This is a genomic window from Segatella copri (assembly GCF_015074785.1).
Lineage (GTDB): Bacteria > Bacteroidota > Bacteroidia > Bacteroidales > Bacteroidaceae > Prevotella.
Genome location: NZ_CP042464.1, coordinates 3,531,950 through 3,548,933, shown reverse-complemented (window position 1 = coordinate 3,548,933; position 16,984 = coordinate 3,531,950). Strand labels below are relative to the sequence as shown.

Annotated in this window: 14 protein-coding genes and 1 tRNA gene; 11 read left to right on the top strand and 4 right to left on the bottom strand. The window is 43.3% G+C overall.

Going from position 1 to position 16,984, the window contains the following annotated elements:
* The first annotated feature begins 189 nt into the window (after positions 1 to 189).
* On the top strand, positions 190 to 1,608 hold the full coding sequence (locus tag FO447_RS14595; RefSeq protein WP_117727162.1) for an aspartate ammonia-lyase: 1,419 nt from the start codon (positions 190 to 192) through the stop codon (positions 1,606 to 1,608).
* A 162-nt stretch (positions 1,609 to 1,770) separates the two neighbouring features.
* Here the strand turns inward: FO447_RS14595 and FO447_RS14590 are convergent, their stop codons facing one another.
* Positions 1,771 to 2,619, bottom strand: a complete 849-nt coding sequence (locus tag FO447_RS14590; RefSeq protein ID WP_200756961.1) for a helix-turn-helix domain-containing protein — start codon at positions 2,617 to 2,619, stop codon at positions 1,771 to 1,773.
* A gap of 242 nt (positions 2,620 to 2,861) precedes the next feature.
* Positions 2,862 to 2,935 (bottom strand) — tRNA-Met (locus tag FO447_RS14585).
* 259 nt (positions 2,936 to 3,194) lie between these two features.
* Here FO447_RS14585 and FO447_RS14580 point away from each other — a divergent pair.
* The 9 genes from FO447_RS14580 (at position 3,195) to FO447_RS14540 (ending at position 13,354) form a co-directional block, all read left to right on the top strand.
* Positions 3,195 to 5,093 (top strand): LptF/LptG family permease, encoded by a 1,899-nt coding sequence (locus FO447_RS14580; RefSeq protein ID WP_200756960.1) that lies wholly within the window; start codon positions 3,195 to 3,197, stop codon positions 5,091 to 5,093.
* A 27-nt stretch (positions 5,094 to 5,120) separates the two neighbouring features.
* Positions 5,121 to 6,332 carry a bifunctional 3,4-dihydroxy-2-butanone-4-phosphate synthase/GTP cyclohydrolase II gene (locus tag FO447_RS14575; protein ID WP_022120097.1) on the top strand — a complete coding sequence of 404 codons (1,212 nt, stop codon included), beginning with the start codon at positions 5,121 to 5,123 and terminating at the stop codon, positions 6,330 to 6,332.
* Positions 6,333 to 6,444: 112 nt separating this feature from the next.
* Positions 6,445 to 7,638: a pyridoxal phosphate-dependent aminotransferase gene (locus FO447_RS14570; protein WP_118064818.1), complete on the top strand. Its 1,194-nt coding sequence runs from the start codon at positions 6,445 to 6,447 to the stop codon at positions 7,636 to 7,638.
* 255 nt (positions 7,639 to 7,893) lie between these two features.
* Positions 7,894 to 8,730, top strand: coding sequence for a MotA/TolQ/ExbB proton channel family protein (locus FO447_RS14565; protein ID WP_006849145.1), 837 nt, complete (start codon positions 7,894 to 7,896; stop codon positions 8,728 to 8,730).
* A 30-nt stretch (positions 8,731 to 8,760) separates the two neighbouring features.
* The gene (locus FO447_RS14560) at positions 8,761 to 9,405 is read left to right on the top strand and encodes an ExbD/TolR family protein (RefSeq protein WP_117586464.1); all 645 of its coding nucleotides are present in this window, start codon (positions 8,761 to 8,763) and stop codon (positions 9,403 to 9,405) included.
* Positions 9,406 to 10,053 (top strand): ExbD/TolR family protein, encoded by a 648-nt coding sequence (locus FO447_RS14555; RefSeq protein ID WP_117586465.1) that lies wholly within the window; start codon positions 9,406 to 9,408, stop codon positions 10,051 to 10,053.
* A gap of 31 nt (positions 10,054 to 10,084) precedes the next feature.
* Positions 10,085 to 10,933, top strand: a complete 849-nt coding sequence (locus tag FO447_RS14550) for an energy transducer TonB (RefSeq protein ID WP_117586466.1) — start codon at positions 10,085 to 10,087, stop codon at positions 10,931 to 10,933.
* A 4-nt stretch (positions 10,934 to 10,937) separates the two neighbouring features.
* On the top strand, positions 10,938 to 11,903 hold the full coding sequence (locus FO447_RS14545; RefSeq protein ID WP_200756959.1) for a PstS family phosphate ABC transporter substrate-binding protein: 966 nt from the start codon (positions 10,938 to 10,940) through the stop codon (positions 11,901 to 11,903).
* 29 nt (positions 11,904 to 11,932) lie between these two features.
* On the top strand, positions 11,933 to 13,354 hold the full coding sequence (locus FO447_RS14540; RefSeq protein WP_118064823.1) for a tetratricopeptide repeat protein: 1,422 nt from the start codon (positions 11,933 to 11,935) through the stop codon (positions 13,352 to 13,354).
* Positions 13,355 to 13,548: 194 nt separating this feature from the next.
* On the opposite strand, the gene FO447_RS14535 is transcribed toward FO447_RS14540, so the two are convergent.
* Positions 13,549 to 13,716: a 4Fe-4S binding protein gene (locus tag FO447_RS14535; protein WP_022120089.1), complete on the bottom strand. Its 168-nt coding sequence runs from the start codon at positions 13,714 to 13,716 to the stop codon at positions 13,549 to 13,551.
* 223 nt (positions 13,717 to 13,939) lie between these two features.
* On the opposite strand from FO447_RS14535, the gene FO447_RS14530 reads away from it, so the two are divergent.
* Entirely contained in the window at positions 13,940 to 14,686 is a 747-nt protein-coding gene (locus FO447_RS14530; RefSeq protein ID WP_200756958.1) for a porin family protein, read from the top strand.
* Positions 14,687 to 14,766: 80 nt separating this feature from the next.
* Here the strand turns inward: FO447_RS14530 and FO447_RS14525 are convergent, their stop codons facing one another.
* The gene (locus tag FO447_RS14525; RefSeq protein WP_200756957.1) at positions 14,767 to 16,905 is read right to left on the bottom strand and encodes a glycoside hydrolase family 43 protein; all 2,139 of its coding nucleotides are present in this window, start codon (positions 16,903 to 16,905) and stop codon (positions 14,767 to 14,769) included.
* Positions 16,906 to 16,984: the final 79 nt, after the last annotated feature.

Sequence of the window (16,984 nt, the reverse complement as noted above, 5' to 3'; positions counted from 1 at the left end):
CCGCTGCAAATATACAACTTTTTTTTGTATTTTAGCCCCATTGGTCAGTTTTTTACAAATATCGGTCTAAAATTTATAAAGAATTTCAGCAAAAAATGCTGTAATTTTGCAACCGAGAAGAAGATATAAGAAAATTCTCATTACAACTAACTATCAATAAAAGAAAAAAATAACAAAACAATCAATATTATGGCTGAAGAGAAAAAATTTAGAGTAGAGTCAGACCTTTTAGGTGAACTCAAAGTTCCTGCTGAAGCACTTTATGGTGTACAGACACAGCGCGGTATTAACAACTATCACATTTCACGCAAGACGATGCGCGACTATCCTGATTTCATTATCGCCATCGCTTACGTAAAGTTGGCTGCCATCGAAACCAACCATACCCTCGGTGTTATCAACGATGAGATTTCAGGGGCAATCGGTCAGGCTTGCCGCGAAATCATCGACGGTAAATGGCATGAGAACTTCCCTATCGACATGGTACAGGGTGGCGCAGGTACATCTGTCAACATGAATGCCAACGAGGTAATCGCCAACCGTGCACTCGAAATCATGGGACATGAAAAGGCTGATTATCAGTTCTGTTCTCCTAATGATCATTGCAACTGCGGCCAGAGTACAAACGATGTATATCCTACTTCTATCCGTCTGGCTTTGATCCGTATGAATACTCATCTGGTAGGTGCTCTGACAGGTTTGATCAGCGCATTCCGCTATAAGGCTGACGAATATGCTGATGTCATCAAGATGGGCCGTACCCAGTTGCAGGACGCTGTTCCTATGTCTTTCGGTCAGGAGTTCAACGCATACGCCAACAATCTGGAAGAGGAAATCCTCAACCTGGAGCGCAACGTGAAACTCTTACACGAGATCAATATGGGTGGTACAGCCATCGGTACAGGACTGAATGCCGTTCCTGGCTTCGCTAAGCTCTGTGCTGCCAACCTCAGCAAACTGACAGGCGAGAACTTCGAAACAGCTACCGACCTGGTAGAGGCAACACCAGATACAGGTGCTTACGTAAGCTACTCTTCTGCTTTGAAGCGTCTGGCTATCAAGTTGTCTAAGATCTGTAACGACCTCCGCCTGATGGCTTCTGGTCCTCGTTGCGGTTTGAACGAAATCAACCTTCCTCCTAAGGCTCCAGGTTCTTCTATCATGCCAGGTAAGGTTAATCCAGTTATTCCAGAGGTAACCAACCAGGTTTGCTTCAAGGTAATAGGAAACGATGCAACTGTCAGCTTTGCTGCAGAGGCAGGCCAGTTGGAGTTGAACGTAATGGAACCTATCATCACAGAAAGTCTCTTCGAGAGTCTGACATGGTTGAAGAACGCCATCGAAACCCTGACTTCTGAATGCATCCTCGGCATCACCGTAAACAAAGAGCGTTGCTACGAAATGGTAAAGAACAGTATCGGTATCGTTACCGCTCTGAACCCAATCATCGGTTACAAGAAGAGTACTAAAGTTGCTAAGGAAGCCCATGCTACTGGCCGCTCTGTATACGACATCGTTATTGAGCAGGGCATCATGAGTAAGGAAGAATTGGACAAGGCACTCGATCCAAAAGAGATGCTGCAGTCACACAAGTTCACCCTGAAATAAAAAGATGTAACTGCTGACATAAAAGAACTTTAGAATAAGATATAGAATAATACTAATCTGAATTTCATATTAACATTTGACTGTTCCGCTTGCCTATACCTCAAAATAGACAAGCGGAAATTCTTTTATTGATAATAAGATGGTCATGTGAAGGGAATCTTATCAGTTGTATTGATTACGATAAGCAAGTGGTGTCATTCCAGCCCTTGTTTTAAAGAAATTGGTCAATGCACTCTGGTCGTTAAAGTGAAGATAATCAGCTATTTCACCCATTGTCATATCCGACTGCTTCAGCTGATTACAGATTTCTTTGTAAAGAAGAGAGGTAATATGATCATTGACCGTCGTACCCGATATTTCTTTTACCATCCTGGAGAGATAAGCAGAAGAAACATTCAGTTTATCTGCATAAAATCGGATTTGTCGCTCACTCTTGAAATTGCGATACAGCAAATGCAGAAAGATTTCGTACACATTCTTTTTATGGCGCAAGTCTCGGGTCGACATAAGGCTGTCATAAGGCAACTCTGACACCAGAAGTTTCAAGACATTCACCATAGACTGGATCATCTCTACCTTATAAATATGCTGATGGCGCACAATATCCCGAATCATATGAAAGATATCAAGAGCCGCCTTGAGTTTATCGTCAGAAAGATGATAAACAAGATCATTAGAAATCTCTTCATCAACAAAAACACATTCAGCCTCAAAATCTTCCGAAATTTCGGTAAACTTATAAACATGCTTAGGCGATACAACAAGCAAATCACTTGTCGTAAGCTGATGTTCCTCGTCCTCAGCACTTTCAGATCCCAGGACGACTTCAAACTTTACACTTCCGCTTTTTACCAATAATACCTTGTAAAAAAGTGTTCGTTCACTCGCCATATCCCTCAGGACACTTCCAGTTAAAACATCTGTATGAATATGAGCTGCATAGGCTCCAAATATGTCCTTCAGTTGGTATTTAGCGGCAAACTCTTTTAAGTTATATACTTGCTGCTTCATAATAGTTGTATTTTAGGTGCAAAAATATCATTTTATTCTGAGAACACCAAGAAAAACATAGGAAAATCTTTCATATTTATCTTTTCCACATCAGTTACCAACAGGAAAAACATCTGATAACCAACGGAATAACATAGTTATCAACACATATGTGGATAACTTTTCTATGAGAAGTGAATAAGTGTGGAAAAGTTTAGAGCATAAAAAAGACATCAACTAAAAAGTTGATGTCTCTCATCTTGTAGCGGGAGGGGGCCACGATCCCTCGACCTCCGGATTATGAATCCGACGCTCTAACCAGCTGAGCTATCCCGCCATCCAAGCAATTGATTTCTCATTTGCGAGTGCAAAGGTAATACATTTATTTGAATTGAACAAATTTTTCGGCAGAAATTTTCAAAAAAAGTTTCATTTTCTCTTTTTCCTCACATTTCAGCCCCTCTTTCACCTAATTATATATATAAAAAAAACGAAAAATAAAGGTTTTCTTATTTTTTTGTATTACCTTTGCACGCTGAATAACAGACCTGCTATTATTTTAAATAAAAAAAGGTCTGAAACAACAGAATATTGAAATGCTTAGAATTAAGAAATTAGACATATTTATTGCCAAGCAGTTTGGTCTCCTTTTCATGGGAACTTTCTTCATCTGCCAGTTTGTGCTGATGATGCAGTTCTTGTGGAGATATATTGATGAACTCATCGGTAAGGGACTCACGATGGACGTGATGGCTCAATTCTTCTGGTACATGGGCCTGATGCTCGTACCGCAGGCCCTGCCATTGGCTATTCTCCTGTCTTCACTCATGACGTTCGGTAATCTCGGCGAGAGTTCGGAACTTACAGCCATCAAGGCTGCCGGCATTTCACTGATGCAAGCTTTCCGCTCACTCATTGTCATCACCGTCATCATCATGTTTGGCTCATTCTATTTTCAGAACAATGTGGGACCTAAGTCGAACATGAAACTGGCACAACTTCTGATTTCTATGAAACAGAAAAGCCCGGAGCTGGAAATTCCGGAAGGAATCTTCTATGATGGTATTCCAAACTGCAACCTTTATGTGCAGAAGAAGGATTTGAAAACCGGAAAGCTTTACGGCATCATGATTTACCGCATGACCGACAGCTATGAAGATGCCGCCATCATATTGGCAGATTCTGGCATGCTCCAGAGTACAGCAGAAAAGAAGCATCTTGTTCTGAGTCTCTACAGTGGAGAATGGTTTGAGAACATGCAAAGCAGTGCACTTGCCAATACTGCTGCCGTACCATACAGACGAGAGACTTTCGTTTCCAAGAAAATCATTCTCGACTTTGACGGAGACTTCAGTATGACCGATGCAGCTTCGCTTTCAGGAAATGCAAAGGGTAAAAGTCTGGAGAAAATCAACAATGACATCGATTCGCTCAACCAATTATATGATTCTATCGGAAGAATTTACCTGAACGAAGCCAACGCGAGATTCTATGGAGGTGCACAGCGCATCAACAAGAAGGACTCTCTCAAAGAAATCAAGAAGGGCGAAAAACTCATTTTCGACACCTTATATAATAAGTTGCCACAGGACAAGAAACTCATGGCGGTAAACCAGGCACAGTCTACCGTACAACAGGAGCTTTCTGACCTTGATTTCAAATCGATGTCAACGAGCGATGCAGACTACATGATAAGACAGCACAAGATTGAGGCTATCAACAAGTTCACCTTAGCCCTTTCGTGTCTCATATTCTTCTTTATCGGAGCGCCATTAGGAGCCATCATCCGAAAAGGAGGACTGGGTTTCCCTGTCGTCATCTCCGTACTTGTGTTCATCGTCTTCTTTATCCTCGACAATACAGGATACAGAATGTCAAGAAGCGGCATGTGGGCCATCTGGTTCGGTAAAGGTCTTGCACCGGCAGTATTGACGCCTTTGGCTATCTTCGTAACCTACAAGGCAACCAATGACTCTTCCGTATTCAATATGGATGTTTACAAAGAGTTCTTCATGAAACTGCTCGGTTTACGACAGAAACGCCATTACTTCGGCAAGGAAGTCATCATCACCGACCCGGACTATCAGGCGGATGCAGAGAAACTGGAAAGAATAAACCAAGACATCACCTTATATAATAAGGAACACAAACTGGTTCATCTTCCAAACGTCATCAATGTATTCTTCAAATACGAGCCTGACCATGAGATAGAAAGAATCAATGCAGAATTGGAAGAGGTAATAGAAGATTTGACCAACACCGCCAACAAGTATATCCTGCACGACATGAACCAATATCCGGTTCTTTCTGTCAAGGCACATACACGCCCATTCGAGCGGAAATGGCTCAACATCATTGCAGCCATCATTTTCCCAGTGGGCACACTACTATATTTGAGAATGTGGCGATTCCGACTGCGCTTGTTCCGTGACCTCAAGGTCATCAGTCAGACCAATACGGACATCCTCCATCGGATTAAAGAACAGAAAAAGTAAAATGTAACTATATAATAAGGTATCAAAATGTCAGAAATCAAATTAAATAGCATCGAAGATGCTGTAAAAGACTTCAAGGAAGGAAAGTTCGTCATTGTTGTAGATGATGAAGACCGCGAAAACGAAGGCGACCTCATCATTGCCGCAGAGAAGATAGACGCAGAAAAAGTAAACTTCATGCTGAAACACGCAAGAGGTGTACTCTGTGCCCCTATCACCCTGAGCCGCTGCGATGAGCTCGACTTGCCTCATCAGGTTTCAGAGAACACCTCAGTATTGGGTACACCATTCACCATAACCGTAGACAAACTGGAAGGCTGTTCTACCGGTGTTTCTGCACACGACCGTGCCGAAACCATCAAAGCACTTGCCGACCCGAATTCTACCCCGCAGACTTTTGGCAGACCGGGTCACATCAATCCGCTCTACGCACAAGATAACGGTGTGTTAAGAAGAAGCGGACACACAGAAGCTGCCATCGATCTTTGTAAAATGGCAGGCCTCTATCCAGCAGGCGCACTTATGGAAATCATGAATGAAGACGGCACCATGGCACGTCTGCCAGAACTGATGAAGATGGCACAGGAATGGAACCTCAAGGTTATTTCTATCAAAGACATGATAGAATACCGACTCAAGAAAGAATCACTCATCGAAGTGGGCGAAGAGGTTGACATGCCTACAGAATACGGCCACTTCCGCCTCATTCCGTTCCGCCAGTCTAGCAATGGTCTGGAACACATGGCACTCATCAAGGGAGAATGGAAAGAAGACGAGCCTATCCTGGTCCGTGTTCACTCTTCTTGCGCTACTGGCGACATTCTGGGCAGCAAGCGTTGCGACTGCGGTCAGCAGCTCCACAAGGCCATGCAGATGATAGACGAGGCAGGAAAGGGAGTTGTTGTCTACATGCAGCAGGAAGGACGCGGCATCGGTCTGATGAACAAGATTGCAGCCTACAAGCTTCAGGAAGAAGGCTACGATACCGTTGACGCCAATACCCATCTCGGTTTCAAGCCAGACGAGCGCGACTATGGTTGCGGTGCACAGATGCTCCGTCATCTCGGTGTACACAAAATGCGTCTGCTCACCAACAATCCGGTAAAGCGCGTAGGTCTCGAAGCATACGGTTTGGAAATCGTAGAAAATGTACCTATCGAAGTTGTACCAAACAAGTACAATGAGCGTTATCTCAAGACCAAGAGAGACCGCATGGGGCACACTTTGCACCTCGGATAATAAAATTATGTTATTATTTCAATATAAAACATGAAATAATGCTCAATTTTCTTCCGAAAAAGAAATAATTTGCTTACTTTTGCACCCGATAAACAAATATAAGAATAAAATTATGGCACAATTATCTGATCGTTTAAACAGATTGGCACCTTCAGCAACGCTGGCGATGTCACAGAAGAGTAGTGAAATGAAAGCTCAAGGTATTGATGTAATCAACATGAGCGTAGGTGAACCAGACTTCAACACTCCTGACAATATTAAACAGGCAGCAAAGAAGGCTATTGACGAGAACTATTCCCGTTATTCACCAGTACCAGGTTATCCTGACTTGCGAAAAGCAATTGTAGCCAAATTAAAGAACGAGAATGGTTTGGAGTACACTACCAATGAAATAATCGTAGGTACTGGTGGTAAGCAGTGCGTCTGCAACGCAGTATTGGCACTCGTAAATCCAGGCGACGAGGTTATCATTCCTGCACCATATTGGGTAAGCTACCCACAGATGGTGAAATTGGCAGGAGGTACTCCGATCATTGTGAATGCCGGTTTCGACCAGGACTTTAAGATGACAGCAGAGCAGTTGGAGAATGCCATTACAGAGAAGACCAAGATGCTCATTCTCTGCTCTCCTAGCAACCCTACCGGTAGCGTATACTCTAAGGAAGAATTGGCTGCACTGGCAGAAGTACTCAAGAAGCATCCTGAAGTATTTGTGTTGGCAGATGAAATCTACGAACACATCAACTATATCGGCAAGCACCACAGCATTGCTCAGGAACCAGGCATGAAGGAGCAGGTTATCATTGCCAATGGTGTATCTAAGGCTTACGCTATGACAGGATGGAGAATCGGTTTCCTGGCTGGTCCGGAATGGATCATCAAGGGCTGCAACAAGCTCCAGGGACAGTATACCAGCGGTACATGTTCTGTAAGCCAGAAGGCAGCAGAAGCAGCCTACACACTCGACCAGAGTGCAGTAGAGGAAATGCGCGTAGCTTTCGAGCGCCGACGCAACCTGATTGTAAAGTTGGCTAAAGAGGTTCCAGGCCTTGAGGTAAACATGCCACAGGGTGCCTTCTATCTCTTCCCTAAGTGCAACAGCTACTTTGGCAAGAGCAATGGTGAGAAGACCATCAACAATTCAACCGACTTTGCCATGTACCTTCTCGAGGAAGCACATGTAGCCACCGTAGGTGGTGACGCATTCGGTGATCCAGACTGTTTCCGCATGAGCTATGCAACAAGCGACGAGAACATCGTTGAAGCTATCAAGCGCATCAAGGAAGCTTTGGGCAAGTTGAAATAAAAATGGCTTAAACACCATTTTCAAGGGGCAAAATGTAAGAAAAATGCGAGATATTGGTATAAAATAAGCCAATATCTCGTTAAAACTTCTTAATTAGGCTGATAGTAAACTTTAATTTATTATCTTTGCCAATGCAAAATAGATAACCCAACTGTGTTTATTGACAAACGACACATTCAAGGTCTACGAAGCGAGAAAGAAAAAAAAGAAAATATTAATAATTTATTAACTAATAATTTAAAAAAAAGTAAAATTATGGCAACTACAAAACAAGCAGCCCCAGCTAAGAAGTCTGAGGGCTTTCAGGGAGTAAGAGGCGCATTCTGGATCATCGTGGTATGTGCTATCATCGCATTCACATTGTTCTTCACATGGTTCGGAAATGACATGCACTTCCAGGATCCAGGTGTACAGGATCACCCAGCAGACATTTGGGGTACTATCTACAAAGGTGGTGTAATCGTACCAGTTATCCACACATTGTTGCTCACAGTGTTGGCTATGACAATCGAGCGTTGGTTGGCTCTTAAGACCGCTACAGGTACAGGTGCTCTTCCTAAGTTCGTTGCAAACATCAAGGCAGCTTTGAACGCAAATGATTTCGCTAAGGCTGAGCAGCTCTGCAACAAGCAGCGCGGTACAGTAGCTAACGTTGTTATGGCTTCTTTGAACGCTTACAAGTCTATGGAGTCTGGTGCTAACGCATCTTTGAAGAAGGCTCAGAAGGTAGCTAAGATCCAGCAGGCTCACGAGGAGGCAACTCAGTTGGAGATGCCAACTTTGACAATGAACTTGCCTATCATCGCTACAATCGTAACACTTGGTACTTTGACTGGTCTTCTCGGTACTGTAACCGGTATGATCAAGTCATTCCAGGCCATGGGTGAAGGTGGTGGCGCTGACTCAGCAGCACTTTCTGTAGGTATTTCTGAGGCGTTGATCAACACCGCATTCGGTATCTTGACATCATGGTGTGCCGTTGTATCTTACAACACATTCACCAACAAGGTAGATAAGTTGACATACGCACTCGACGAGGTAGGTTACTCAATTGCTCAGACATACGAAGCTAACCACGCAGAAGAGGCTTAATTTTTGCTAACCCTTTAAAATTTTATCGCTATGGGTAAAGTAAAAATTAAGAAGAGTGACATCTGGATCGACATGACGCCTATGTCAGACGTTATGACCCTGCTGCTTACCTTCTTCATGCTCACCTCTACTTTCGTAAAGAATGAGCCAGTTAAGGTAAATACACCAGGTTCTGTGTCTGAGATTAAGGTGCCAGAGAACGGTGTCTTGACCATCTTGGTTAGTCCTGAAAAGGACAAGGCTGGTAATCCTACCGGCGAGGGCCAAGTATTTATGAGTATTGATAATACTGATCAGTTGGGAGCTACACTGAGCACAATGACAGGAGCATTCGGCGTGTCATTGAACCCAAAACAGATTGAGACATTCAAGAGCGAGGGTTTGTTCGGCGTACCTATGGGCGACTTGAGTACTTATCTGACAATGAACGCTTCTAAGCGTCCACAGTATCTCCAGACTAAAGGTATTCCTCTCGACAGTATTAAGGGCGGTATGAGCGAGTTCCAGCAGTGGGTTGACGCAGCTCGTAACGTAAACGAAGACATCAAGATTGCCCTGAAGGCAGATGCTTCTACACCTTACAAGACCGTTAAGAGAGTGATGAACGAACTCCAGGATATGGACGAGAGTCATTACTATATGATTACACAGTTAAAACAACAGGGGGACGAATAAATGGCAAAGAAAGAAAGCAAACAAAAGAAAATGAATGTCCGCGTAGACTTTACGCCTATGGTGGATATGCTCATGCTGCTTATCACGTTCTTCATGCTGTGTACATCTTTGAGCAAACCTCAGACTATGGAGCTGACTATGCCAAGTAATGATGAGAATACTCAAGAAGATCAGAAGAACGAAGCTAAGGCTTCTGAAACTGTGACACTCTACGTAACAGCAGATAACAAGATTTATTATGGTGCTGGTATTCCTAAGTACGATGATCCAACATGGATCAAGGAGACTACATGGGGAAGCCAGGGCGTCCGTAAGGTCTTGAGAGAGCACGCTACAGAAAACGGCACACGCCCTGTAGAAAGAATCGCACTTGCTGTCAAGGAGTTGAACATGGACCGTCAGAAGAATCCTAAGCAGTATCCTGATAGCATCTATCAGAAGAAGTTGAGCGATTTGAAGGCTGGTAACTTGAAGGACGGAAAGATTCCTACTCTTACTATCGTCATCAAGCCTACAGATAATGCTTCATATAAGAATATGGTTGATGCACTCGATGAAATGCAGATTTTGAACATTGGTACGTATGTCATCGATAAGATTAACGGAGACGATGAGAAGCTTCTCAAGTCTAGAAACGTTAAGATGTAAGATGTGTACTAACAATTAAAACAAGAAAGAAATGGCAAAAATTGATCTTTACGATCCTAAATGGGTCGATATGGTTTTCGCCGGAAAGAACAAGGAGTATGGTGCATACCAGCTCCGTAAGGGTACTTCTGGCCGAAACATCAAGGCTCTGCTTATCTTGGTCATTGCTGCAGCTCTCGTGGGTGGTTTTTTAGCTTGGAAGGTTATTGAACAGAAACAGGCTGAAGAGCAGCAAGCATATATGGAAGCTATGGAGTTGGCTAAACTCCAGCAGCAGGCTAAGAAGGAAGAAAAGAAGAAGGAGCCAGTGAAGCCTAAGGTTGAAATGAAAAAGGAGATTCCTGTGGCTCGCGAAACTCAGAAGTTTACCGCACCTGTCATTAAGAAGGATGAACTCGTAAAAGAGGAAAACCAGGTTAAGCAGATGGATAAACTGGATGACAAAGTTGCAGTCGGTACTGAAAACAAGGAAGGTGTGAAGGACCGTACAGTTGAAGCTGTAAGAAATGATATTGCAGTGGCAGCTCCACCTCCACCACCAGCACCAAAACCTGAGGTTGCTACTAAGGTCTTCGACGTCGTAGAGGAGATGCCTTCATTCCCTGGTGGACAAGGCGCCCTGATGTCTTACCTTGCAAGCAACATCAAGTATCCTGTCGTTGCACAGGAGAATGGTGTACAGGGTCGTGTTATCGTATCATTCGTGGTAGAACGTGATGGTTCTATCTCTGATGTTAGGGTAGCTCGTTCCGTAGACCCTTCACTTGACCGTGAAGCACAGCGTGTCGTTAAGAGCATGCCTAGGTGGAAACCTGGTAAGCAAAACGGTTCTGCTGTACGTGTTAAGTATACTGTACCAGTTGTATTTAGATTGCAGTAATAGAATGAAAAGAACATCTTATATTTTTTTAGGTATAGGATTAACAGTACTATCAATGGCTTTCTTCTCGTCATGTGGCGAGAAGAAAGCCAAAGATGGTAGAACTGATACTCCTACTTCAGGCACAATTGAATTTGTGGCTGACGAGAGTTTGAGTCCTATCATTGACGAAGAAAGAAGTCAGTTTGAGTATGAGTTCCCAAAAGCTAAACTCAAGCCGAAGTATACAGATGAAGTCACCGGACTTCAGATGATTAAAGATTTCAAAACAGCGCTTTTATTCACTACACGTAATTTGAAAGATAGTGAAATAGCCTACTTGAAGTCTAAAAGCAATGTAATTCCTTCTGTTTTCCCTATCGGTTACGATGGTTTAGCATTTATTGTAAACAAGCAAAACAATGATACTTGTATTACGGTAAAAGATATTAAACGTATCCTTACAGGTAAGGCAACTAAATGGAGTGATATTGTGAAAGGTTCAAAGAGAGGCAACATCGAAGTCATTTTCGACAATACCCGCTCTGCAACAACCAATTATGTAGTAGACTCTGTACTGCACGGAGCTAAAATGGGTGCTAAAATCATGGCCGCAAAAACAAGTAAAGAGGTTATCGACTATGTGGATCAGAACCCAGGCTCAATCGGTGTTATCGGATCTAACTGGTTGAATGACCGCAGAGATTCCACAAACACTACCTTCAAAAAGAATATTCATGTAATGTCGGTTTCTATCAAGGACAAGGCTACTCCAATGAATAGCTGGAAACCTTATCAGGCATACTTGCTTGATGGTAGATATCCGTTCGTTAGAACATTATACGCTATTGTAGTTGACCCTCACAGGGCATTGCCTTGGAGCTTCGCAAACTACATTTCAGGGCCAAGAGGTCAGCTCATCCTGTTCAAAACTGGTTTACTTCCATACAGAGGTGACATCACTATAAAGACCGTTAATGTAAAACGCTAAGAAAGAGACGCATATAAAAAAGTAGAATTATGAAAGCAATTAAATATTTAGTAGCAGGTTTGCTCGTCATGGGTTTGGCAGCACCTGCAATGGCACAGGATGTCAACTATAAGGACATGCTGAAACCTATAGAGACTACATTAAAGGCTGGTAATGCAGATCCTAAGGCTTTTGCCAAGGAAATCAAGGAATACCAGAAGGAGTTCAAAAAGGATCCTAAGGCATTGGTAGCTTTGGGCAACCTTCTTGCTATGAACAAGAACTATGATCAGGCTAACGCTGTTGCTGATGCTGTCATCGCTAAGTTCAAGAACTATGGTGACGCCTACATTCTGAAAGGCGATATCTATGCAATGCAGGACAATGGTGGTGAGGCTGCTACATGGTATGGTCAGTGTATGACAATGGATCCTAAGAATCCTCAGGGATATATCAGCTATTCTAACGTTTACCGTAAAATTGACCCACAGGCTAGTGCGGAAGCTTTGAACAAGCTGAGAGAAATCAACCCTAACTACCCTATCGAGGCAGAAGCAGGTCACAACTTCTTCAGCGCTGGCAACTACGAGAAGGCTTATGAGTATTTCTCAAAGGCTAAGCCAAACACACTTGAAGAGTATGCTCAGTACGAATATGCATTCACAGCTTATATCGTTGGTAAGAAGGAAGAAAGTTTGAGCCTTTGCGAAAGTGGTATCCAGAAGTTTCCTAAGGATGCAGCTATGCAGGTTTTGGCCATGCGCGCTGCTGTTGACGTAAAGAACTTTGAATCTGCTCTCCAGCATGCAAACATCGTAATGAATACCGATTCTATCAAGAAGAATGCTAGTATCGTTGCTTATTATGGTTTGGCTTTGGCTGGCAACAAGCAGTATAATGAGGCTATTGCTCAGTACCAGAAGGCATTGGAGATGAAGGCTGACGACCCTAAGCCATTGCAGTATATCTCTGAGGCTTACAAGGAATTGGGCGATGAAGACAAGGCATTGGAGTACAACCAGCAGTACATGGATAAGAATCCAAATGCTGCTCCTACAGACTTCATGAAGCTTGCTGAAATCTATGTAAACAAGGCTAAGAAAGATCCAGCCAAGAAGATTGAGAACATTGACAAGGCTATCAGCGTATACGCTAAGTTAGCAGAGAAATATCCTACATTGAAGCCATTTGCTAAGCTTCAGGAGGGTAACACTGCTTTCCAGAACGAGTTGGACGACAAGGCTATTGCTGCTTATACAGAAGTAATCAATGAGCTGGAAGCAAAGCAGTGTGATGAAGATGAGCTCAGCTACCTAAAGACATCTTACCAGTATATGGGCTTCATCTATACCTACGACAAGCAGGACTTCGACACAGCTAAGCCATACTGGGATAAACTTCTGAAGCTTGATCCACAGAACAAGTTGGCTAACGATGCTTACGAGAAGGCAGGTCTCAAGCCAGGTGAATAAGCATAACATTAACTACAACATATTGGGGATTGCATCGATTATTGATGCAATCCCCTTTTCGTTTCTATGATTTATACTATGAGTTAAAAAGATAGAAAGGTAAACAAATCTATAAACAACGGAAAACGAAAAGAGCGATTCCCAAGGGAACCGCTCTCAATGTTTTATGTAACTAAAAGTATCTACCTTATAGATTAAGGAAGACTGATTGCCTCGTTAGGGCAAACATCAGCACAAGTGCCACACTCTGTGCAGAGGTCTGGGTTGATTGAATACTTATCGCCCTCAGAGATTGCACCTGATGGACACTCATCAATACATGTACCGCAAGCGATACAATCGTCACCAATTACGTATGCCATAATTATTAATGTTTAAATGTTTATAATGTTTTTGTATAATATGCTTTTAATTTGTCTTACTTCATAACATCAGGTATATTACCTAATAATTATGGTGCAAAGATAATAATAATTTCTGAAATACCTACAATTAGGTATAAGAATTTTCAAGAATTAGATTAATTTATACATAATCGAAATAAAACGGAAAGCAATATGAAGAGGAATATTCCGTTATAAATATATGAAACAGAAACTATTGACATTCATCATAAGCCTTGCCATCACAATCCAGGCTGGCGCACAGGAAAGAACGGTAGAAAACCGTCCTTATACCGATTTGCGCCCATTCCACTTCGGTGTATTAGTAGGCACCCACTTCCAGGATATAGAATTCCAGAATGCAGGACCGGTGACTTATCTTGATGCTGACGGCATTGAGCAGCAAAGCTGTGTAACAGTAGACCAGGACAGATGGGATACTGGATTTACAGTAGGTGTACTAGGAGAATTCCGCCTCAACACCCACTTCCAGCTACGCATAGCACCAGCCATGTATTTCGGTACCCGACATCTCTCCTTCTACAACATGCTGGAAAAAGATGGTGCCGGTAAACCGATCCAACAGAAACAGGAGATGAAGACGGCTTACATTTCCAGTGCCCTCGATCTGATATTTGCAGCACAGAGATTCAACAATCACCGCCCCTATATCATGGCAGGAATCAACCCGATGATGAATCTGAATAGCAAGAACGAAGATTATATCAAACTGAAGAAAACAGATCTGTTCCTAGAACTGGGATTGGGGTGTGATTTCTATCTGCCATATTTCAAACTTCGCCCTGAATTGAAATTCATGTATGGAATAATAGATACATACGATAAGAATCACATCAAAAATGTAAAAGACAAGAGTACACTTCCATATACACTATCAGCTAAGTCAGCACATAGCAAGATGATAGCTCTCACATTCTATTTCGAATAATCGAACAATATCATAAAAAAATGAGGCAGACTCCCCACAGCGAGAGTCTGCCTCTTCTATTTTATAAAGAACAGATATCTTTACTCAACAACTTCCCAACCGAAAACACATCCGTTCTTCATGCCGGCATCAGCACCTTGGTAATCTGCAGAATAAGGGCTTCCATCCACAGGATTCTTACCAACATAACGCTGAGTCTTCAGAGAAAGCAGCATGCAGCGGTTATAAAGCATATCCTGCCATACAAACTCCTCTGCCTTGGAAGAGTCGGAAGTCAGACGAACATCACCAGATAAACCAGCACCAGCAACATAAACATATCGTCCGTCAGCCGTCTTCAAAGCAATCTTTCCCTTACCTCTATCCTCCACAACAAACTTCACCTGATTTCTCATGTCCTTTCGGTTACTAGAACTATGCATCAACCCATGTCCGGTAGCATCCATCAGACTGCCATCAGCGAGATTAGAGAATCTTATGGTCTTTCCGATAGGCAGATTGGCAGTTCTGTCTGCCATCGGCTCCTCCACCTTGAAATCATCAAAATCAGCCACACCGCCATTCAATTCCTTCTTGTTGAAAGCATAAAGTGCCACACGTACACCCTGAAAGGTCTTCAACTGATAAGGCGAAAGCATCTGCTCACCGATATTCTCCCAGTTCTTACCATCCAGAGAGTAGGAATATTGCAACTGGCTCTTATCGTAATCACCCCAAAGTCGCAACCATACTACCTTACTTTTAGCCAACGGCTTCAACACTTCCTTGTTGGTATTCTGGTCATAACATCTCAAGTTCACCCCCTTATCCGTCTTGACTACGCCCAATGAAGCGTATGGCGTATTGATGGCACCCAAACCAGCCTCATCACCTACCTTCAAGCGAGAAGCATCCAACTTTACAGATGTATAAGATACCGGTCCGATGGCACGCTGCGTCAATGTATTCTTTGCCCAAAGCAGTTGCTTGGCAGGCATGGAATGCAAACGGAGCCATCCTTTTCGTTCCTTATTCAGCGACCACATCTTGTCATTCGGATTATGATTCCATTGCCAAACCGCTTTAAAAGTTTTACCCGAGAAATCATCACATCTGTCGTATGGAGCCTGTGGTGTCTTTACCATATCATTCGGTTTGAACCAGGTACGAGGCGAGCGTCCCAGGTTCTTCTCCAGTCCGAAGTAAGGCCAGCCGTCAACCCAAGTGATAGGCGACAGGCACACCGTTCTTCCCACAGCATTGAAGTCCTGCATCGAAACGCCCCACCATTTCCCGTCAGGAGCCTGCACGATGCCGCCCTGATGAATGGTAGCACAGCCCAGGTTCAGACCATTAGGCTTGTTGTTCTGGAATTTGAAACCATCTTCCGGCAAAGGACGACCGATTCCCATGTTACCTACGCTCCATCCAGCAGCATAACCATACGATTCGCGTTCGCTGATTACGCAAGTTTCATAAGGTCCCCAGATGCTCTTGCTTCGGGCACACTGCATGCGGCCCATCGGTGAATAATCAGCAGAGAGGATATAGTACATACCATTGATTTTATACACATGATGTCCCTCACCCATTGCATTGCCTTCCGGAATCACCACCTTGCTGCTGCCCTCTACCGGACCGCTCAAATCAGGCTTCAACTCCGTAACGGTCACGTTGCCATACTTGTGCACGGCATAAATCTTGCCATCCTCATCGAAGAGCACAGAGAGGTCGTAGATATCGCCATTAACTTTATGATGCGTCCAAGGCCCCTTGGCACTGTCCGAGATATACACCTGCAAGCCATGCCCGTTGATATTGGAGAAGATATAGAACTTGCCGTTATGATATCGGATGGCAGGCGCCCAGATACCCTGTCCGTAAGCCTCCTTGCCATTGCGGAGATTGAAATCATCAGAATCATCAAAGCGGTCGAAGCAATAGGAAGAGAACTCCCAATTTACGAGATCCTTGGAATGGAGAACCACCAGTCCCGGCACACTGTGCATCGTGGTACCCGCCAGATAGTAATCCTCCCCTACTCTGATAATATCAGGGTCAGAAAACTCATCATAAAACAAAGGGTTTGTAAAGGTACCATTACCGTTATCAGCCGACCAAGACTTCCCTTTCAAAGTCTGTGTCAGAACCTTCTTGGCTGCAGATTTTTTCTGCGCCGCTGCTCCCAAAGAACCGCTCAAAAAAGCGATGCAACAGGTTGCAAATAATAATTTCTTCATTCTCATTGATAGGTCTAAAAGATTATTATAAAAAATATTGCCACAAAAGTACGAATAATTATCCAACCTGAGGTGGACA

Excerpts from the sequence above, each read along its gene's own strand:
- FO447_RS14595 (WP_117727162.1), top strand. The coding sequence starts at position 190 with ATGGCTGAAGAGAAAAAATTTAGAGTAGAGTCAGACCTTTTAGGTGAA.
- FO447_RS14590 (WP_200756961.1), bottom strand. The coding sequence starts at position 2,619 with ATGAAGCAGCAAGTATATAACTTAAAAGAGTTTGCCGCTAAATACCAA.
- FO447_RS14580 (WP_200756960.1), top strand. The coding sequence starts at position 3,195 with ATGCTTAGAATTAAGAAATTAGACATATTTATTGCCAAGCAGTTTGGT.
- FO447_RS14575 (WP_022120097.1), top strand. The coding sequence starts at position 5,121 with ATGTCAGAAATCAAATTAAATAGCATCGAAGATGCTGTAAAAGACTTC.
- FO447_RS14570 (WP_118064818.1), top strand. The coding sequence starts at position 6,445 with ATGGCACAATTATCTGATCGTTTAAACAGATTGGCACCTTCAGCAACG.
- FO447_RS14565 (WP_006849145.1), top strand. The coding sequence starts at position 7,894 with ATGGCAACTACAAAACAAGCAGCCCCAGCTAAGAAGTCTGAGGGCTTT.
- FO447_RS14560 (WP_117586464.1), top strand. The coding sequence starts at position 8,761 with ATGGGTAAAGTAAAAATTAAGAAGAGTGACATCTGGATCGACATGACG.
- FO447_RS14555 (WP_117586465.1), top strand. The coding sequence starts at position 9,406 with ATGGCAAAGAAAGAAAGCAAACAAAAGAAAATGAATGTCCGCGTAGAC.
- FO447_RS14550 (WP_117586466.1), top strand. The coding sequence starts at position 10,085 with ATGGCAAAAATTGATCTTTACGATCCTAAATGGGTCGATATGGTTTTC.
- FO447_RS14545 (WP_200756959.1), top strand. The coding sequence starts at position 10,938 with ATGAAAAGAACATCTTATATTTTTTTAGGTATAGGATTAACAGTACTA.
- FO447_RS14540 (WP_118064823.1), top strand. The coding sequence starts at position 11,933 with ATGAAAGCAATTAAATATTTAGTAGCAGGTTTGCTCGTCATGGGTTTG.
- FO447_RS14535 (WP_022120089.1), bottom strand. The coding sequence starts at position 13,716 with ATGGCATACGTAATTGGTGACGATTGTATCGCTTGCGGTACATGTATT.
- FO447_RS14530 (WP_200756958.1), top strand. The coding sequence starts at position 13,940 with ATGAAACAGAAACTATTGACATTCATCATAAGCCTTGCCATCACAATC.
- FO447_RS14525 (WP_200756957.1), bottom strand. The coding sequence starts at position 16,905 with ATGAAGAAATTATTATTTGCAACCTGTTGCATCGCTTTTTTGAGCGGT.